Raw genomic sequence first — 18871 nt, 5'->3', positions numbered from 1 at the left:
AACAAATCTGGAGTTCGGTGTGCGCATCTTGGCCTGTCGATTCGCCTCATTAGGTCAACCGATAGACCAGGGGCGTCGCGACCCGTCGCAGGGCGGTAGAGCTGTGCGAGGCGCATACCGGTCTTCCAGTTCCAAAGTAAGAGGGTGTGGGCAAAAGGATTGCTGGGAATCCGCAGCCATTAGAAGCGTTGAATACGCTGACTGATTTTGAAGATGCCGAGACCTTGGATGTTCCGACTGTTCTGGGAGTCTTCGAAAATTCGGATCATTCAGCAGTAAATGCTTAGGTCTAAGCTATCTGCGCTCCTGATTATGGAGACCAAGCCATAGGGAGTTGTGTTAATGCTTCTCCGCGTCCAGCAGCATCACGCCCTGGGGCGGATTGCTGTCAATGGGTCCCACAGTCTCGTGCGGCAGGTAGGGCTCCTCCAGGGAGGAGATATCCTCAGGCGTGAGCTCCAAATCCAGTGCAGCCACTGCATCATCAAGATGACGGGCCTTGGTGGCGCCGATGATCGGTGAGGCGATGCCTTTGGCCCACTGCCAGGCAATGGCTATCCGGGCCATAGGTACGTTGTGCCACTCTGCCACGTTCTGTACGCGGTCAATGATGGCCAAGTCGTTGTCTTCGGCCCGGTCGTACTTGCCGCGCGAGACCTTATCGGTGGCGCTAAGCAGGGTGTCGGCGGTCCAGGTGGGCCGTGTCAGATGGCCAGCGGCCAGAGGGCTGTAGGGCATGAGCGAGACGTCCGTCTTTTTGCAGAAGGGGATCAGGTCTTTCTCGTCCTCCCGGTAGAGCAGGTTGTAATGGTTCTCCATGGCACTGAAAGGGGTCCAACCGTTGTCTTGGGCGACTTTCTGCATGTCCTGAAACTGGCGGGTGTACATGGCCGAGGCGCCCAGTGCTCGCACCTTGCCAGCCTGGACCAGACGTTCAGCGCTTCCATGGTCTCCTCTATGGGCGTTTCATAGTCGAATCTGTGGATGATGTAGAGGTCCAAGTAGTCGGTACCCAGTCGCTTGAGCGTCCCATTGATCTCGTGATGGATGGCCTTGGATGAAATCGCCCCTCATTGAAGTAGACCTTGGAGGCGATGACCACCCGCTCGCGGCTTGTATGCTTGCTAAGCGCCTTTCCCAGGTACTCTTCGCTGGTTCCGTCCGAGTAGCCGTTCGCTGTATCGAAGAAGATGATGCCCAGATCCAGCGCGTGTGCAACGCCCGCGTCGGTCCCTTCCTCATCCAGTGTCCAGTCGTGTATGGTGCCCGGTTTGCCGAAGCTCATGCATCCCACGCAGATCTTCGATATGTTGATGCCCGTTTCGCCCAGTTGTGTGTATTGCATTTAAGCCCCCTTGGCCTTCCTCGGCGCATATGCGATTATGCTAGCAAGTTCAAGTTGGTGGAAGTCTACTTCTTTGACTTATGGAGCGAACAACAATATTTGTAGGGGCGCATTGTCTTCTTATCGCTCTTTGTCAAAGACATGAGACTTTTATGGCATGCCCGGCTTTTGTGCTCAGTTCCGCAGAATGTGTCGATACCGGTGATGTTATTTCCCGTGAGTGATTTGGAGTCAGTCAGTTCTTAATCTAGAAGTCCCGAGTCTTGTCATTGGTAAATCGGTACCTTATATAACCGCCATGACAGGGTACGCCTGATGTTTATTGATGTACGTCATCTCCGTGTTTTGTTCTTTAGTAAATGGGTGCGTTGCGAGCAATGCGGTCAGGCTAATTACCAACTGAATATGTCATTATTCTCCGCTGATACAATTAACGTAAAAGTTGAAGTTAACCTTTAATGAAGAGGGTTCACGTGACAAGCAGAAATGATATGAGCTGCGTTGCTTTTTCGCATTTGTTGCGTTGCAAGCGCTCGCATTATCCGTATTCCGATAGGTACCTTAGTGAGGTAAGCAATTCGCCGGATACGCATGCAAGAACAGAAAAACAGCATATGGTGCAGTGGTTTGCAGACAATGCGACCCATGGATCGGGCGCCTATTCCCGGCAGAAGCCGAATCAGAGTGCAAAAAAATGTTATAACAAATTGGAGAACGCTGCGTCGCTGTTGTGGATTGCCGAGGCGGTTGGCGTTGAAGAGGCGATCGTAGCAGCAGCTTTCGAGGCTGCAAGGCAAGCAAGAGACTATCGTCGGGCCTGTGGTGCGATCCGCAAGATTATCACCTGGCCCATGATTATTGAATCATTATGACGGCGTAGGCGTAGATCAAATATAGTTTTCATTACGTATCGTAGATACTCAGTTTTCAGCGCAGACTGCTTTGAGCAAAGGTAGTTTTAAACACAGGTTCGTATAGAAAGGGTTTGCATATGCCCGAGATTATTTGCCCCAAATGCGGAACCGCATTCACCATCGACGAGGCCGGATATGCCGATATTCTGAAGCAGGTTCGTGACAAGGATTTTGACAGGCAACTTCATGAACGGCTTGAGCAGGCTGAACGCGAGAATAGCAAGATCCGTGAACTGGACCAGGCTCAGGCCGAGCAGACGCTACAGAAGACCAAAAGTGCAAAGGATGCCCAGATACAGGAGCTGCAGGCAAAGCTGGAATCCGAACAGGCTGCCAAGGAACTGGCCGTTTCGGAAGCCTTGAGGAAAGTCGAAAAGGAGAAAGACGATCTGACTGCCAAGCTGGACAAGGCCGAGTCGGAGAAGCAGCAGGCGCTTGATCTGGCAGAGGCTAATTCGAAGAGCGAGCTACAGAAGGCAGCTGCGGACAAAGATGCCGAAATCGTCAAATTACAGAATCAGTTGGATGCCTTTGAGTTGCAGAAGAAGCAGGAGCTTGCTCAGGCTCTGGGTCTGGTAGAGAAGGAACGGGACGATTTCAAGGGCAGGCTTGAGAGGCTGCAGCTCGAGAAGGAGTCCGAGGAGAAGCTCTCCAAGGAGCAGCTGAAATCGCAGCTGCAGGAGGTCGTCGCGGACAAGGATTCCGAGATAGCGGAGCTGAAGAGCAACCTTGACAAGGCTGAGCTGCAGAGCAAGATCGAGGTCAAATCTCTCAAGGAGCGTTATGAGGTCCAGATCCAGGATCGTGACGAGCAGATTGAGCGGCTGCGTGATCTGAAGGCGAAGCTGTCCACCAAGATGGTGGGGGAGACGCTTGAGCAGCATTGCCAGATTGAGTTCAACAAGCTGCGGTCCACGGCCTTCCCCAATGCCTACTTCGAGAAGGATAACGATGCCAGGACGGGCAGCAAGGGCGACTTCATCTTCCGTGACAAGGATGATTCCGGCACGGAGATCGTGTCCATCATGTTCGAGATGAAGAATGAGATGGACACCACCTCCACCAAGCATAAGAACGAGGACTTTTTCAAGGAGCTCGACAAGGACAGGCGGGAAAAGGACTGCGAGTACGCCATCATGGTCTCCCTGCTGGAGCCTGATAGCGACTTGTACAACACGGGTATCGTGGACGTCTCCTATCGCTACCAGAAAATGTATGTCATCCGTCCGCAGTTCTTCATTCCGATAATCACCCTGCTCCGGGATGCTGCCAAGAACTCTCTGCAATACAAGAATGAACTTGAAGAGGTGAAGGAGCAGAACATCGATATAACGCATTTCGAGGAAGAGTTGGACTCTTTCAAGAATGCTTTTGGTCGTAACTACGAAATCGCCTCAAAAAAGTTCAAAAACGCGGTAGAGGAGATTGACAAATCTATCAACCATCTGAACAAGATCAAGGACGCTCTGCTAGGTTCCGAGAACCAGCTTCGTCTGGCCAACAACAAGGCACAGGACGTAACCATACGAAGACTGACCAGAAATAATGAGACCATGAAGGCCAAATTCGACGAAGTAAAGAAATCCAAATCCATAGGAGACTAAGAACGCGAACGGTGCAGTCATGTGAAGGGATGGATGCAGATGGTTTTCTCTGATTTTGCGGTTGGGCCGTCCACCCGTATCTGGCTGCTCCTTACTGGCCAGTGTTCCGACATGCCCCAAGTGCGCTGAGATAGGAAAAACAAGATAGAACAATAAAGGCTCGGAATCTAAACAATTCCGAGTCTTCCTGGTAGCGGTGTCCGGATTTGAACCTGTGGCCTCTGGGTTATGAGCCCACGTTTTCTCGTATTTATTTAGGTCAATATTATTTAGCATAAGTTAGTTAGTGCTTGGAAATCCGGCGTGTTGACCTGTTTTAGTCGATGTTGCTTGGCAGTTTTGTCCAGATTTGTCAAGAATCTTATAGTCTTGAAGTAAATTCGAGGCGGCTGGATGGCTAGGGGAGACACTTCGGTGTAGATCACAGAGCTTGAGCTTGGTACAAGTATTCCATCCGTATCAGGCTCGCACCCGATGACACACACAAGTCATGGCATTGGTCGAAGTCGTGTAAAGTCATCTGCAACAAGGCCGAGGCTACTGCGCAACTGGTTGCATACAAGCAGGAGTTTGACGAGACAGCCATTGGTAAGAATGTGACTGTCGGTGAGTATGCAAACGCCTCTCAGTCCAATCGGAAGGCGCTCGGGAAGGTGTCCCCACCGCCACTTGAACGCGCTAGGCATGAGATCAGTCTGGTTACAAGCTATCTTGGGGAAAGCCGGGTCATCGATTTATACTCCGTAATCATCGAGAAAGCGTATCTGAAGATGGTGGGGAATGGGGGGCATCTCTCCCGATGGTGCGCACAAGGTGCATATGAAACTGTAGCAGATTATGTGCAAGGCATACCTGAAGAGTCGATCGAACGCAATTCCTGTGATGCTGTGAGGGTATCAAACGCCCCAAACCGGACCAGCGGAAAGAACAGAAGCACAGGGTCATTGAGGAACAAACAATAGCACTCATCCAGAAATTGCTGAATGGGGAGCAGGACGGCAGAATCATCGCTCTATGGCTCGGCGTGGCTACGGGATTGCGGGGGGGGGGCTGGCGTTGGCCTGGGATGACATCGACTTAAAAAAGCACATGTTTTACATCCGAAAGCAGTTCGGTAAAGAGAAGTTACTCAAAGACCCCAAAACTATTCGATCGCGCAGGAAGGTCTCAATTGACGAGCAGACCGTCGAGTTCCTAGCGTGTGGAAATGCGAACGACAGGCGATGCTCTCGATTATGCAGGACTCTGACAAGCGGGCGATTCTCCAATTCGCAATAACGAGCTCTTCGGGTTCATGGACCTCGATGACTTCAGCAGGTTGTGTAGGAAGTTCATCGTCAAGGAGAAGCTTGCTCACTTTGCGAAGGAAGTGAAATATGTGAGCGGGCGCGGTATCGAGCGTGTTCGCAGAACAGGCCATGTAGGTCCGAACTTCCATGTGCTCAGTGTGCGCATGCAACACTGCTTGTGGCAGGTGGTATTGACCTTAAAATTGTGCAGGCAGGACTTGGAAATGAAAGTATGAATACAATTCTGAACATCTACGCGGAGGAAGTCGCTGAGAACGACAACAAGGCAACCGACTATATGGTTCAGTTGCTTGGTATTTTCAACACAATTTTCTGCATAGCGCTATTTGATGTAAGATACCGGAGTTGTTGGAGTATTTGCATTAGGGGAATCCCAAGTATCCAAAACAGGTATGAAGATATTTTTGTTTGTCAGAATGTCCTTTAGTCCTTGTGCGCATTGCGCGGCGAATAATGGTGCTAAACAATGATCCCATACAAGTTTGTGAGATTCGGGATCGGGGCATAATAAAAGTGCTAGTACTTGGAAATGTACTTTAATGTTCTTGATTGCTGAATCCAGTGACGAACTATAAGATTTGAAAGAGGCAACAAGCACAGCGGTAACGATATCCTTCAGACATTTTTTCGTGAGTCCTGCCTGCGAATCTTTGTAGTCGCGTGTGGTTTTTACGCGATTTCCTGGCTTCGTTGCAAGTGAGTTTCCATAAGACGTTTCACGGCTATCTTTAATAAGCTTAAATACCGCATCAACGAATGTGTCTGAGATTTGGCCCGCTATAAATTGATTAATTTGTTCTTCAGCATCCTGTTCCTTGTCAATCCAGCAAACTAACGAGGCAAAGAAATCACACCAAAAATGATCTGAAAATCGTTCGATCTGTTTCTTGGGCAATTCCTTTATGGCTTTTGTCGCGGCTTTTTGGAACTCTTTACGCAGCTTTTCGATTGGCTGTAATCCAGACTGGTTATTATTGATTAGCCAAGTTACTATCTCGACTGTTCGAATATGCTCCTGAAGAATCCGCACACTATGTTGCGAGGGAAGCACTTTCGGCTTTGATATTTTCTTAAGTCCATTTAGGCGCTTACATGCCTTAATTTGTGCATTTTGATAGTCACTGCTTGTGGGATTACTCGCCCAATCAATACGCCCTATGCCATGGTTGACGCCCCCGCATGAACAGGTGCACCCACCTCTACCTCCCACTGCGGTTCTGCATCGGCTTCCTGAGCATTTCATAATTAGATTATAGCTCTTGTGATTGTTGTATGTGGCTTGCAATTCAATTATTTAGGTGATTACATACCAAAGAATTAGTGTCTATTGCAGAGCGGCGCGCCAATACATAAAATCGGCTGCGTCGTATAAACCTAACTGTGGATTATCTGCGGGCTTTGGCAGACTAACGTGAATACCTCCGTTAGTTTTCAGATATTCTACCAGTTTAGTGTAGAGCACCTAATCCTTGCTCCTAATCCCTACTGATGGTGAACATCTATCATCAGGAGTGCTTTACTGCGTGTGACATCGAACAGTATTTGTAAATCGGCGACACCAAGATAATGTGTTTGGGACGGTTCCAGAATGTAGTTTATTATGCATCTCCTCCCGTCTCTCGGCTTCGTACACCATGCCAGTAGCTCCATATGACCTCACGGCAGAAGACTGTCTGACGAGTGGTGAAGTCCAGCAACTCTTTATGCTCTACCTCGCACAGTTTGAGAAGATTCAAGTATCCCGTGGGCTTCTGATCCTCGACAACGAGGACAACTGCAATCGCTGCATCCTTCGTACTTTCCGTCAGTGACAGCCTTGTCCAGTCGATGCTATTGATTTCAAGCACGTCTTGTAGTGGGTACTGCGTTTTCTCGGGATTATCCATATAGGTCAGATAACGAGCCATTCCTCGTAGGCTCTCGAATCTGATGATGGTCTTAGGGCCACCGAACTGGCTGAAGAACTTCTCGGCGTTTTTCCTAGTGGTGGTATTCCTCCACATGGTAATGAGATGACGGTGAGACTTTTTAAACTCTCCGGTTTTTCATTGGCCGCATCCTTGCCATGAAGTGGTGACACAGGAATCTCAAGGCCGCTGAGCTTTATGGCTTCCTGACAATTATCGGGACAACGAATGCCCGGATAGATCAGCCCAACCCAGTACCTGCCCTTATCATTCTCGTTTGGCATGGCTCTCTCCCTCATCCCTACCGGGGGCGTCGTAATAGCTCCCGGGCTTGCTGGGGGTCGCAACGTTCGCGCAGCTGCGCTTGAATGACTTTCCGTATTTAGGCTTCGGTTAAGTTCGCCACTTGGAACAATTTGGTCGGGCCTTGGCCCTTGGTAGACCATGAACGTGCTCGAGCCGCGTTGTTTTCGTGCGAGATTGACCAGCAATACGGTTATCTGCTCGGCCAGCGGCTTCTCATCTTTGCAATAGGCAGTCAGGTACTCCTACAGCTCGTCAATCACGCTTACCACGTAGTTGGTCAGCCGCTCATTCATTTTGCCCTGCGTAGCTGCTCAAGGTATTGGAGCCATTCGAAAACGCCTGTTTGCTGTCATCAACACAGGGAATCGCCAATGCCACAAATGCCTTGAAGCTGTCAACTCTTTTATCGTTGGCAAAGAAAACCTGCATACTGCCCAAATATGCTTCAAGCGTCAGACGCAGCGTCAGAACCGTCTTGCCTGAACTTGGGTGGCCGGCGATACTTATTCCGGTCCTGTCCTTCAGTTCTAGGACGGTCAGCTGCTTCTGATCCTACCCCGCATACAGTCCGGATGTTTGTGGGTCAAGCGGCACAAGTTCAAGGAAGTTCGGGTAGGGAGGTTCGGTCAAAGGGTCGGTTTGCCATATATTGACTTTGGCATCTAAAGTCAACACTTCCTCAACATCGCACTGGTTGACAGTAAGATCATGAGTCAGCTTGTCTGCTTTCAGTACAAGCCTTTCAGCGGGAACCTGCGGGTCGCCGGTCCTTATGAACTATTAGCCATTATGGATGCGACGTTTGAAACCTGTGGGGGTGATGGTGACAATTAAAACGGCCGCGCAAGTAAATTATCTATCTGACCCGATGTACTCTAACGGGCGAACTCATTCCATCCACCAGCATCTTTCCATCAATAATTGTCACATTCGGACGATATGCATATCTATATTCGTATAAATATTCATCCTGTTTCCAGATAGAGCCATCTGTCATCTCGACTAGGGTGTGACCTTTCCACCCTTCCCAGTTGCCTTGGACAGTGTATTTGTAACGATTCATGCTCTTAGTTTGGTTCAATGGTGTGAAATTGTAGAGACCGCGGTATTCCATCTTATTCATATCGACTTGCTTGGGAATGAGTCTCTTGAACAACAGGGGACCTAGAAAAAGGCAATATTGGGTGATAACAATACAGATTTCTATGGGATACAGATTTGACAAGCGTGATTTGACCCTTTTCGTCCAGTTTTGCGGAGTTGTGGATGTAGCTCAAGAAGTAAGTAAAAGGGCTAGGAATCGTTGAAACTCCTAGCCCTTATTGGTAGCGGGGTCAGGATTTGAACCTGAGACCTCTGGGTTATGAGCCCAGCGAGCTACCGAACTGCTCCACCCCGCGTCGGCTGTTCAACACAGCAGTTATCTATATTACGGATTCCAGTGCACTTGTCAAGTCCGTGTGTGGGCAGGCTTTACTTGGGAGATAATGGAGCCATGCCTATCACCATCCCCACCGGATTGCCGGCCAGATCCATCCTGGATTCTGAGCGCATCTTCGCCCTGGAAAGCCACGAGGCGGAGCGCCAGGAGATGCGTCCGCTCAAGCTGGTCATCCTCAACCTGATGCCCACCAAGGTGGAGACCGAGACCCAGCTGCTGCGGCTGATCTCCAAGTCGCCGCTCCAGGTGGAGATCGACTTCATGAAGACTTCCACCCATCAGGCCGTGCACACCAGCATGGATCATCTGGTCAAGTTCTACGAGAATCTGGAGTCCTTCGAGGACAACTGTTATGACGGTCTGGTCGTGACTGGCGCCCCGGTAGAGCAGATGGACTTCGAGCAGGTCGATTACTGGCAGGAACTGACCCGCATTCTGGACTGGGCGTCTACCCACGTCTTCTCTACTATGTATCTGTGCTGGGGGGCCATGGCTGGGCTCTATTACCGCCACGGCATCGCCAAGCGCAACCTGGATCGCAAGGTCTTCGGAGTCTTTCCCCAGTATCTGCAGGACGAGTACTGCTTCATTACCAATGGCTTCGACGAAATCGCCCTGCAGCCCCACTCCCGCTGGGCCGGGATGGACGAGGACCAGGTGCGGGCCTGTCCTGATCTGCAGGTGCTGACCTGGGGTCCACAGTCCGGGCCCGGGCTTATCAGCACCCAGGATTTCTCAGAGATCTTCGTGCTGGGCCACTGGGAGTACGACCGTGACACCCTGGCCCACGAGTACCAGCGCGACATGGCCAAAGGCTTGGACCAGGTGCCTTTCCCGGTCAACTACTATCCTCACGACGATCCGACTTTGGAGCCGGTCTTCTCCTGGCGGGCCCATGCCAACCTGCTCTGGCGCAACTGGCTGAACTGGGTCTACGAGACCACCCCCTACGACCTGAATCAGGTGCCGACTCTGCGGGCAACGGGCCGACTGGGTACCGACCGATCCATCAGACACGCTCCCGGATGCCCGCGCGCTGACGGATATCAGCCTTTGGCGGGTGACGGGTACGGGCTTATTCCGGGCGCTGTCAAGCGTTGATGACGATTGCATTACATTCGTCATCAACCTGTCCACGCCGCGGTTCGGATTCGACTTGCGGCCACTATCTGTGACACACTGGATGAATCTATGGTTACCGTGGCTCTTGGTGTGGGCTACACTACCCATACGGTGCAGCCATGAGTCGCATGCGCGCTATAGTGTTCACTGTGTCGTTCAGGAGGCGATAGATGCTAGAGGCAATGGGAAGTGAAGCTTTCAGTCTGGCCATGGCCAAGCCAAGCGAGCTACCCACCATCGAAGATTTCCTGCCTCCTGAGATTCTTTTCCAGGGAACGCCCTTCGCCATGAACCGGATCATCCTGATCAGGTTCGTAGCCATGGTCATCATCCTTCTGGTGCTGGGAATCACTGCCGCAAGGGCCAAGCTGATCCCATCCCGCTGGCAGGGGGCCATCGAGTGGGTCATCGAGTTCATCCGCGACTCGGTCGTCTACGACACCCTGGGCGAGATTCGGGGCAAGCGCTACGTGCCCATGATCACGACCATCTTCCTGACCATCCTGGTCTTCAACCTCTGCGGCATCGTGCCTGGCATGAACATCGCGGCAACAGCGACCATCACCATGCCTTTGGTCTTCGCCATCTGGACTTTCTGCCAGTACATGGTGACGGGATTCCGTGAGCAGGGCGTCTGGGGCTACTTTAAGTCTGAGCTCTTCCCGGCTGGAGTGCCTTGGCCTCTCTACATCATTCTGACGCCCATCCAGCTTCTGGAGATGGTCATCGTCAAGCCGGCCTCCCTGACCATTCGACTCTTTGCCAACATGATCGCCGGCCATCTGCTGGTTGCGGTCAGCCTGGCCTTCACCCAGTTCTACATCATCGAGGCCAGCAACAAGCTTTTGGCCTTCGCTGGTGTGGGCTGGTTCGTCCTGGGCTTCGCCCTGACGGCCTTTGAAATCTTCGTGGCGGCCCTTCAGGCCTACATCTTCGCCATCCTGACCACGGTCTACATCTCCATGAGTTACCCTGAAGAAGGTTGAGCGAAAAGAACAAGCCGCGGTCGGCGCTTCAGGCGGTCGCAGCCCACATATTCGTCGGTTCCGGCCGGTAGACGGGGGTCGGGGCCGAACCACAATCCAAGAACCGGCAACGGTGGAGGAAAGGAAAATAAATGGACATCATCACACTTGCTGAGGTCTCCGGCAATCTGAGCATCCTGGGATACGGCATCGCAGCTCTCGGCCCTGCACTGGGTCTGGGCATCGCCGTCGGCAAGACCGTCGAGAGCATGGCTCGCCAGCCTGAGATCAGCGGACAGCTGCGGACCACCATGTTCATCGGTCTGGCTCTGATCGAGGTGCTGGCCCTGCTGGGCTTCGTGGCGCTCTTCATCGCCTGAGCCGTGCGATTCCTGCATGATCCGGCTTCGATAAGGGAAAGGAGGAGCCAATGTACGCTCTAGCGGCAGGCAAGGGGATCCAGCTATTTATCCCCCAGCTCTATGACATTGTGTGGTCGCTGGTCATCCTGGTCATCCTGGCCGTCTTCTTCTATAAGTTCTTCATGCCCAAGTTCCAGGCCATCTTCGATGAGCGCTCGGCCAAGATCGAGGGCAATATTCAGAAGGCCGCCAAGGCTCGTGAAGAGGCGGATCAGGCCCGCAAGCAGTATCAGGATCAGCTGGGCAAGGCTCGTGTTGAGGCTTCCCAGATCCGGGATGACGCCCGCGCTGAGGCCTCCAGGATCGTGGCGGACGCCAGGACCCGGGCCGAGACCGAGGCCAATCAGATCACAGAGAACGCCCAGCGATCCCTCAAGTCCCAGCAGCAGCAGGCGCTGGTCTCGCTCAAGGGCGAGGTGGGCACGCTGGCTACGGCTCTTGCCGGCAAAATCCTGGGCTCGCAGCTTCAGGATGATGCCGTACAGTCCTCCATGATCGACTCGATCATCGCGGACCAGGGTGGGCAATCTTCTGACAAGCGGCAGGCATGATGACTGATCGGCGGACGACGGGCGCGCCCGTCTCGCGAAAGGGGAGGTGACATGCGAGGAGAGACTTCGCTGAGCTCCGATAAGGAGACCAGGGCCAAGTATGCCCCTCTGCTGAAGAGCAAGGGGAAGGATGCCCTCCGCGTGGCCATGGAGCTCTATACCGTCGTGACCCTGCTCGATGCCAACAGGCCCCTGGAGCGCGCGCTGACCGACCCCTCCCGTCCGGCTGAGGACAAGTGGCAGGTGATCGACACCATCCTGGCTGATAAGGCCGATCCGCTGACCGTGGACATCCTCCATGATTTGACTGATCATCAGTGGAGCCGTGTGGTGCATATTGCCAACGCAGCCGAGGACATGTCAGTGGATGCCACCGCTTATTACGCCGATGCTCTGGGCATCACCAACCAGGTGGCAGGCGAGCTGGCTGAGATCCATTCGGCCCTGCTCGGGATGCCGCTGGTGCTCTTCCGGCTCTCGGACGAGTACAGTGATTCCACAGCGCGAGCCGATCTGCTCAGGGCGCTCCTGGTTGGGCAGCATATGCATCCGGTCACCGAGCAGATGGCCCTGAACGCCACCATTGATCTGCGCGGACGGCGCTTCCCTGACACCATCATTTGGTTGGTGGACCGCTTTTCTGAGCATATGGACCAGGTCATGGTCACCGTCACCACGGCAGTCTCCATGAATGACCAGCAGGTCAGCCGCCTGCAGGAGGTCTACGCGCGCAAGCTGGGCAAGCCGGTCCACATCAACTCGGTGGTCGATCCTACGGTTCTGGGCGGCATGAAGGTCCAGTACGGCTCGGTCTCCACCGACGGCACGGTGGCTACGCAACTGAAGCATCTGAAGCGGCGGATGGCCGTGGCAGGATGATCGCAGTACCGACAGACTTGAACAAGAACAGAAATAAGGAGTGATCATGGCAGAAATGACCATTGATCCCGCCGTGGTGCGCAAGGCGCTCGACCAATTCGTCGAGTCCTACAAGCCGACGGACACCCCCACCCAGGAGGTGGGCTACGTCCGTACGGCCGGTGACGGCATTGCGCATGTGGAGGGACTGCCTGGTTGCATGGCCAACGAGCTGCTGACCTTCGAGGACGGCACGCTGGGACTGGCCTTCAACTTGGATGCCCGCGAGATCGGCGTGGTCATCCTGGGCGACTTCGCAGGTGTCGAAGAGGGCCAGGAAGTCCACAGGACCGGCGAGGTGCTTTCGGTGCCCGTCGGCGACGGCTATCTGGGGCGTACGGTCAACCCCCTGGGCGAGCCCATCGACGGACTGGGTGAAATCAAGAGCGAGGGCCGCAGAATCCTGGAGGCTCAGGCTCCTGACGTCATGCACCGGCATCCCGTCGACGAGCCCCTGGCCACTGGCATCAAGGCCATCGACGCCATGACACCCATCGGCCGCGGTCAGCGTCAGCTGATCATCGGCGACCGGCAGACCGGCAAGACGGCCATCGCCATCGACACCATCATCAACCAGAAGCGCAACTGGGAGTCCGGAGACCCCAAGAAGCAGGTGCGGTGCATCTATGTGGCCATCGGCCAGAAGGGCACCACCATCGCCTCGGTCCGTTCCTCCCTGGAAGAGGCCGGCGCCATGGAGTACACCACCATCGTGGCCTCCCCGGCTTCCGACTCCGCAGGCTTCAAGTACATAGCCCCCTACACCGGTTCGGCCATCGGCCAGCACTGGATGTACGGCGGCAAGCACGTCCTGATCGTCTTTGACGACCTGAGCAAGCAGGCCGAGGCCTACCGGTCCATCTCCCTGCTGCTGCGTCGTCCGCCGGGGCGCGAGGCCTATCCTGGCGACGTCTTCTACCTGCATTCGCGTCTGCTGGAGCGCTGCGCGAAGCTCTCCGATGATCTGGGCGGCGGATCCATGACCGGCCTGCCCATCATCGAGACCAAGGCCAACGATGTTTCGGCCTACATTCCGACCAACGTGATCTCCATCACCGACGGCCAGATCTTCCTGCAGTCCGATCTGTTCAACGCCAACCAGCGTCCCGCTGTGGACGTGGGCATCTCCGTCTCCCGAGTGGGCGGCGCCGCACAGACCAAGGCCCTGAAGAAGGTCTCTTCGACTTTGAAGATCTCCTTGGCCCAGTACCGCTCCCTGCAGTCCTTCGCCATGTTCGCCTCGGATCTGGATGCGGCCTCCAAGGCCCAGCTGACCCGCGGCGCCAGGCTGACCGAGCTGCTCAAGCAGCCCCAGTTCACGCCCTATTCCATGGAGAAGCAGGTTGTCTCGGTCTGGGTGGGCACCCACGGCAAGCTGGATGACTTGGACCTGGAGGACGTGCTGCCCTTCGAGTCCGGGCTCCTGGACTACCTGGACCACAACACCGACATCCTCAAGACCATCCGTGACACGGAGGACTTCACTGACGACACCGAAAAGGCCCTGGACAAGGCCGTGGACGAGTTCGCCAAGACCTTCGTGACCCACAAGGGCCAGACCCTGGACGGCCACAAGGCCGACCAGGAGCAGGAGCAGCCGGTGGCCGTCCAGCAGGAGAAGCTGGTGGCCGACGGCAAGAGCGGCAGCAAGGCCGGGAAGCGGTAGACCATGGCCTCACAACTCGCATTCAAGTCAAGGATCGCCTCCACCTCGGCATTGGAGAAAATCTTCAATGCCCAGGAGATGATAGCCTCCTCGCATATCGCCAAGGCCAGGACCGTGGCCCTGGAAGCGAAGCCTTACTCCGATGCGATCTTCGATGCAGTCCAGGCACTGGTGGCCCACACGGATGATATCCGCCACCCCATTGTCAGGAAGGACGAGAAGAACCCGCGCGTGGCTGTGCTGGCGCTGACAGCCGACCGCGGCATGGCCGGGGCCTACACCTCCTCGGTCATCCGCGAGACGGAGTCTCTGCTGGCCCGACTGGACCAGCAGGGCCGACAGCCTCAGCTCTTCGTCTACGGTCGCCGCGGCGTCTCTTACTACCGCTACCGCAACCGCAGCATCGTCAAGACCTGGGAGGGCCACAGCGATCGGCCCGGCGTGGATGTGGCCAGGGAGATATCCCAGGCATTGCTGGATACGTATATGACTCCAGCGGCCAAGGGGGGCGTCTCCGAGCTCTACATCGTCTTCACTGAATTCATCAACATGGTGGTGCAGAAGGTTCGGGTGCTGCGCATGCTGCCCCTGGAGCTGATCAGGCCTGACCAGGAGCAGCCTGAGGAGGCCATTGATGCCCCCGTGCCGGACGACGGGCATGGCCGCCAGGGCGACCGCTATGCGGCCCTCTACGACTTTGAGCCCAGCTCCCAGGAGGTCCTGGATGCCGTTCTGCCCAAGTACATTCAGTCGCGCATCCATGAATGCCTGCTCACCTCGGCCGCATCGGAGACCGCCAGCAGGCAGAACGCCATGCATACCGCCACTGACAACGCCAAGGGACTGATCGACGACCTGACCCGCAGGCTCAACGCCAGCCGTCAGGCGGCCATCACGCAGGAACTTACCGAGATCGTCGGCAGCGCCGATGCGCTCAACAAAGAGGAAGAGTAGGAACGCCAATGGTTGCACAGCAAGAACAGCCGACCACAGCGAGCCGCAAGCCGGATTCGGCCTCCAAGGGGCGTGTCACCCGAGTCCAGGGTTCGGTCATCGATGTGGAGTTCCCGGCAGGTCACCTGCCGGACATCTACAATGCCCTGACCGTGGACCTGAGCCAGTCCTCGAACACCGAGGGCGAGTCGCTGACCACCATCATGCTGGAGGTGGAGCAGCACCTGGGCGATTCCACGGTCCGCACCGTGGCCCTGAAGCCCACCGACGGCCTGGTCCGCGGTGCTACCGTCACCGATACGGGCGGCCCCATCATGGTGCCCGTGGGCGACGTGACCAAGGGACACGTCTTCGACGTGGCCGGCAACATCCTCAACAAGAAGGAGGGCGAGCAGATCAAGGTCACCGAGCGGTGGCCCATCCATCGCAACCCGCCCGCCTTCGATCAGCTGGAGTCCAAGACCCAGATGTTTGAGACCGGCATCAAGGTCATCGACCTGCTGACCCCCTACGTGGAAGGCGGCAAGATCGGCCTGTTCGGCGGCGCAGGCGTGGGTAAGACCGTGCTCATCCAGGAGATGATCCAGCGCGTGGCACAGAACCACGGCGGCGTCTCCGTCTTTGCTGGCGTGGGCGAGCGTACCCGTGAGGGCAACGATCTGATCGGCGAGATGGACGATGCTGGCGTCCTGGAGAAGACCGCACTGGTCTTCGGCCAGATGGACGAGCCCCCGGGGACCCGTCTGCGCGTGCCTCTGACCGCCCTGACCATGTCGGAGTACTTCCGCGACGTGGAGAATCAGGATGTGTTGCTCTTCATCGACAACATCTTCCGGTTCACGCAGGCCGGCTCCGAGGTCTCCACCTTGCTGGGCCGCATGCCTTCGGCTGTGGGCTACCAGCCCAACCTGGCCGACGAGATGGGCGCCCTGCAGGAGAGGATCACCTCCACCAGAGGCCACTCCATCACCTCCCTGCAGGCCATCTACGTGCCGGCCGACGATTACACCGACCCGGCCCCGGCCACCACTTTCGCTCACCTGGACGCCACCACCGAGCTCAGCCGTGACATCGCCTCCCAGGGCATCTATCCGGCTGTGGACCCGCTGGCATCCACCTCCAGGATTTTGGATCCGCGCTATGTGGGGCAGGCCCATTACGACTGCGCCAACCGGGTCAAGGCCATTCTGCAGAGGAACAAGGAGCTCCAGGACATCATCGCCCTGATCGGCATCGACGAGCTGGGCGAGGAGGACAAGACCACCGTCAACCGTGCCCGCAAGATCGAGCAGTTCCTGGGCCAGAACTTCTACGTGGCCGAGAAGTTCACCGGCCGCAAGGGTTCCTATGTGCCTGCGGACGAGACCATTGAGGCCTTCACCCGCATTTGCGACGGCGCCTATGACGACGTGCCCGAGCAGGCCTTCTCCGGCATCGGCGGCATCGACGACCTTGAGCACAAGTGGCACGATATGCAGAAGGAATACCGGTAGTCATGGCGGACACGGGCAAGGCCTCCATGCAGGTCAACATCGTATCGGCGGACAGGCCCATCTGGTCGGGTCAGGCGCGGTCGGTCACCGTGCCTGGCACCCAGGGGTCCATGGGCATCATGCCCGACCACGAGCCGGTGCTGGCCCTGCTGCAGGAGGGCAACATCCGGGTTCAGGCCACCGATGGCGGTCGTCAGTCCTTCCATGTGGACAGCGGATTCGCCTCCTTCGACAGCAACAAGCTGACTGTGGCTGTGGACCACTACCTGGAAGACGCTGATCAGGGAAAGCAGTCCTGACTTTCTTCCTCTTCCGCCCGGCCGGTGCTCTTGCATCGGCCGGGTTTTTCTTTTTCGCCCGGAACGGCGGCTGATATATTGGCATCTGTGCGAATCATTGTTGCCGACTGCTCGGCCGAATACTCCGGGCGTCTCAACGCCAGCCTGCCGCCGGCCAGGCGCGTCCTGCTGATCAAGGCCGACATGAGCTGCCTGATCTTTTCGGAGCTGGGCTCCTACAAGCCCCTGAATTGGATGTGCGCTCCCTGCACCATCAGGGAGATCGAACCCGAGGAAACGAGCAAAGACGGCGCAGGCGCCAAGGCTGATTCCGTGGCCGGGACTGGGTCGGATGAGGTAGCCGAAGCTGCTGCGCCCGATGCGCTGATCGCTCAGGAGCAGGATCAGGACCAGTGTCGGCCTATACGCAAGGTTCTGCGTGTTTCGGCCGTCAAATCCAGCGATGTGCTCACCATCAGGCTCTACCAGGTCTATGCCGACGACAGCTACGACCTGGGGGCGGATCCGGGGTTGGTCAAGGACGGTGTGGAAGCACACCTGCAGCGTTATCTGGCCGAACAGATCGACCGCATCGGCCCGGGGGCCACCTTGGTGCGCCGGGAGTATCCCACGCCCATCGGCCCAGTGGACATCATGGCCGTCGACGGCCAGGGGCGGCATGTGGCCATCGAGATCAAGCGGCATGGCGGCATTGATGGGGTGGAACAGCTGACCCGCTACTGCCGCCTGCTCAACCGCGACCCCCTGCTGGCCCCTGTCCGCGGGATCTTTGCGGCCCAGACCATCACCCCCCAGGCCAGGGTCCTTGCCGAGGACAGGGGATTCGAGTGCCTGATTCTGGACTACGAGGCCATGAAGGGCGCCGACAGTGACGAACTGACCCTCTTCTAAGGCATTTTCAGTCCTGTGCATTCGGTATGTCAGGTAGCTCACATATATTTCCCCCAGAGCCTGCAAGACCTGAAAAGCTACTAGATATTGGGGTTTTTGGCCTGACACGCCACTACAGGTGGTATTGTGCTTGTGCCTTGGAGTGTGTAGAGTGCAATCATTAGGTTCCAAGCAGAGAGCTATAGAGCTTGGAGCATCACGGCAACATGTAAGGGAGAGGCGATCATGTCCATCACGGTCTACACCAAGGCGCACTGTCCCCAGTGTGATGCCACCAAGCGTCAGTTGACCAAGCAGGGGCTGGAATTCGAGCAGGTGGATTTGACCGAGGATCAGACCTTGATCGACCAGTTCATCGCCCAGGGATTCAAGCAGACCCCCATCGTAGTCACTGACCAGGAGACGTGGAGCGGGTATCGCCCCGATCTGATCAGGAAGGCAGCACAGAGCGCCAAGGTCTTTGCCTGATCAAAGCACTCGGAGCCCGGTTCACGGATATGTGGACCGGGCTTTTTTGTTAGCTTGGTGAGCAGTAGGGATGATCAAAAACACAGATGCCAGGTAGGCAGGATCTGCAGGTGTCGGTCAGTTTGGTCGGCTAGGGCCATCTCGCCCGCACTGTCCGGTTGCCGGATGGCTTCAGCATCATGGTGAATCGCTGCCCGGGCCGCTGTGAGAGCGGATGATAACGCGGTATCCGGTATTCATATATCGAAAAGCAAAGAAAAGCGGCTCGCGTTCTCTAGGATTGTCGACTGAATGC

Annotated in this window: 17 protein-coding genes, 1 tRNA gene and 1 pseudogene; 13 read left to right on the top strand and 6 right to left on the bottom strand. The window is 55.8% G+C overall.

From position 1 onward, the window contains the following. Positions 1-339 precede the first annotated feature (339 nt). Positions 340-1016 (bottom strand): annotated as a pseudogene (locus QRX40_RS02375) (aldo/keto reductase). Then, a complete protein-coding gene (locus QRX40_RS02370) occupies positions 956-1345 on the bottom strand; it encodes an aldo/keto reductase (protein WP_313836009.1) in 390 nt (129 codons plus the stop codon). Before QRX40_RS02370 ends, QRX40_RS02375 begins: the two are co-directional and overlap by 61 nt. Positions 1346-1836: 491 nt before the next feature. Here QRX40_RS02370 and QRX40_RS02365 point away from each other — a divergent pair, with 491 nt between their 5' ends. Together QRX40_RS02365 and QRX40_RS02360 are read left to right on the top strand one after the other, a co-directional pair. Further along, positions 1837-2217: a hypothetical protein gene (locus QRX40_RS02365; protein WP_313836007.1), complete on the top strand. Its 381-nt coding sequence runs from the start codon at positions 1837-1839 to the stop codon at positions 2215-2217. Between the two features lie 119 nt (positions 2218-2336). Then, positions 2337-3863 (top strand): DUF2130 domain-containing protein, encoded by a 1527-nt coding sequence (locus QRX40_RS02360; RefSeq protein WP_313836005.1) that lies wholly within the window; start codon positions 2337-2339, stop codon positions 3861-3863. Between the two features lie 1632 nt (positions 3864-5495). Here the strand turns inward: QRX40_RS02360 and QRX40_RS02355 are convergent. The 4 genes from QRX40_RS02355 to QRX40_RS02345 form a co-directional block, all read right to left on the bottom strand. Beyond that, positions 5496-6383, bottom strand: coding sequence for a hypothetical protein (locus tag QRX40_RS02355; protein WP_313836003.1), 888 nt, complete (start codon positions 6381-6383; stop codon positions 5496-5498). Positions 6384-6771: 388 nt separating this feature from the next. After that, on the bottom strand, positions 6772-7176 hold the full coding sequence (locus tag QRX40_RS08745) for a Rep family protein (protein WP_396184165.1): 405 nt from the start codon (positions 7174-7176) through the stop codon (positions 6772-6774). Then, a complete protein-coding gene (locus QRX40_RS02350) occupies positions 7065-7364 on the bottom strand; it encodes a Rep family protein (RefSeq protein ID WP_313836001.1) in 300 nt (99 codons plus the stop codon). Before QRX40_RS02350 ends, QRX40_RS08745 begins: the two co-directional genes overlap by 112 nt. 1345 nt (positions 7365-8709) lie before the next feature. Next, positions 8710-8786 (bottom strand) — tRNA-Met (locus QRX40_RS02345). 95 nt (positions 8787-8881) lie between these two features. Between QRX40_RS02345 and metA the strand changes: the two genes are divergently transcribed. From metA to nrdH, 11 genes are all read left to right on the top strand, one after another. Next, positions 8882-9928, top strand: a complete 1047-nt coding sequence (metA, locus tag QRX40_RS02340) for a homoserine O-succinyltransferase (RefSeq protein WP_313836000.1) — start codon at positions 8882-8884, stop codon at positions 9926-9928. Between the two features lie 191 nt (positions 9929-10119). After that, positions 10120-10935 (top strand): F0F1 ATP synthase subunit A, encoded by an 816-nt coding sequence (gene atpB, locus QRX40_RS02335; RefSeq protein ID WP_045924886.1) that lies wholly within the window; start codon positions 10120-10122, stop codon positions 10933-10935. Between the two features lie 131 nt (positions 10936-11066). Then, positions 11067-11294, top strand: a complete 228-nt coding sequence (gene atpE, locus QRX40_RS02330; RefSeq protein WP_015022486.1) for an ATP synthase F0 subunit C — start codon at positions 11067-11069, stop codon at positions 11292-11294. Positions 11295-11344: 50 nt separating this feature from the next. Then, the gene (locus QRX40_RS02325; protein ID WP_024626881.1) at positions 11345-11887 is read left to right on the top strand and encodes a F0F1 ATP synthase subunit B; all 543 of its coding nucleotides are present in this window, start codon (positions 11345-11347) and stop codon (positions 11885-11887) included. A gap of 51 nt (positions 11888-11938) precedes the next feature. Next, a complete protein-coding gene (locus QRX40_RS02320; RefSeq protein ID WP_313835996.1) occupies positions 11939-12766 on the top strand; it encodes a F0F1 ATP synthase subunit delta in 828 nt (275 codons plus the stop codon). A gap of 46 nt (positions 12767-12812) precedes the next feature. Further along, a complete protein-coding gene (atpA, locus tag QRX40_RS02315; protein ID WP_045924883.1) occupies positions 12813-14471 on the top strand; it encodes a F0F1 ATP synthase subunit alpha in 1659 nt (552 codons plus the stop codon). Between the two features lie 3 nt (positions 14472-14474). Next, on the top strand, positions 14475-15425 hold the full coding sequence (locus QRX40_RS02310; RefSeq protein WP_101432900.1) for a F0F1 ATP synthase subunit gamma: 951 nt from the start codon (positions 14475-14477) through the stop codon (positions 15423-15425). An 8-nt stretch (positions 15426-15433) separates the two neighbouring features. After that, the gene (gene atpD / locus QRX40_RS02305) at positions 15434-16918 is read left to right on the top strand and encodes a F0F1 ATP synthase subunit beta (RefSeq protein ID WP_101432899.1); all 1485 of its coding nucleotides are present in this window, start codon (positions 15434-15436) and stop codon (positions 16916-16918) included. A gap of 2 nt (positions 16919-16920) precedes the next feature. Next, positions 16921-17217 (top strand): F0F1 ATP synthase subunit epsilon, encoded by a 297-nt coding sequence (locus QRX40_RS02300; RefSeq protein ID WP_306221357.1) that lies wholly within the window; start codon positions 16921-16923, stop codon positions 17215-17217. An 87-nt stretch (positions 17218-17304) separates the two neighbouring features. Beyond that, on the top strand, positions 17305-18108 hold the full coding sequence (gene nucS / locus QRX40_RS02295; RefSeq protein ID WP_313835991.1) for an endonuclease NucS: 804 nt from the start codon (positions 17305-17307) through the stop codon (positions 18106-18108). Positions 18109-18333: 225 nt separating this feature from the next. Beyond that, positions 18334-18576: a glutaredoxin-like protein NrdH gene (gene nrdH, locus QRX40_RS02290; RefSeq protein WP_024626874.1), complete on the top strand. Its 243-nt coding sequence runs from the start codon at positions 18334-18336 to the stop codon at positions 18574-18576. Positions 18577-18871 lie beyond the last annotated feature (295 nt).

The organism is Bifidobacterium sp. H6bp9 (assembly GCF_032193695.1).
GTDB lineage: Bacteria > Actinomycetota > Actinomycetes > Actinomycetales > Bifidobacteriaceae > Bombiscardovia > Bombiscardovia kimbladii.
The sequence above is the reverse complement of the archived record's forward strand: the minus strand, read 5'-3'. Positions and strand labels throughout refer to the sequence as shown.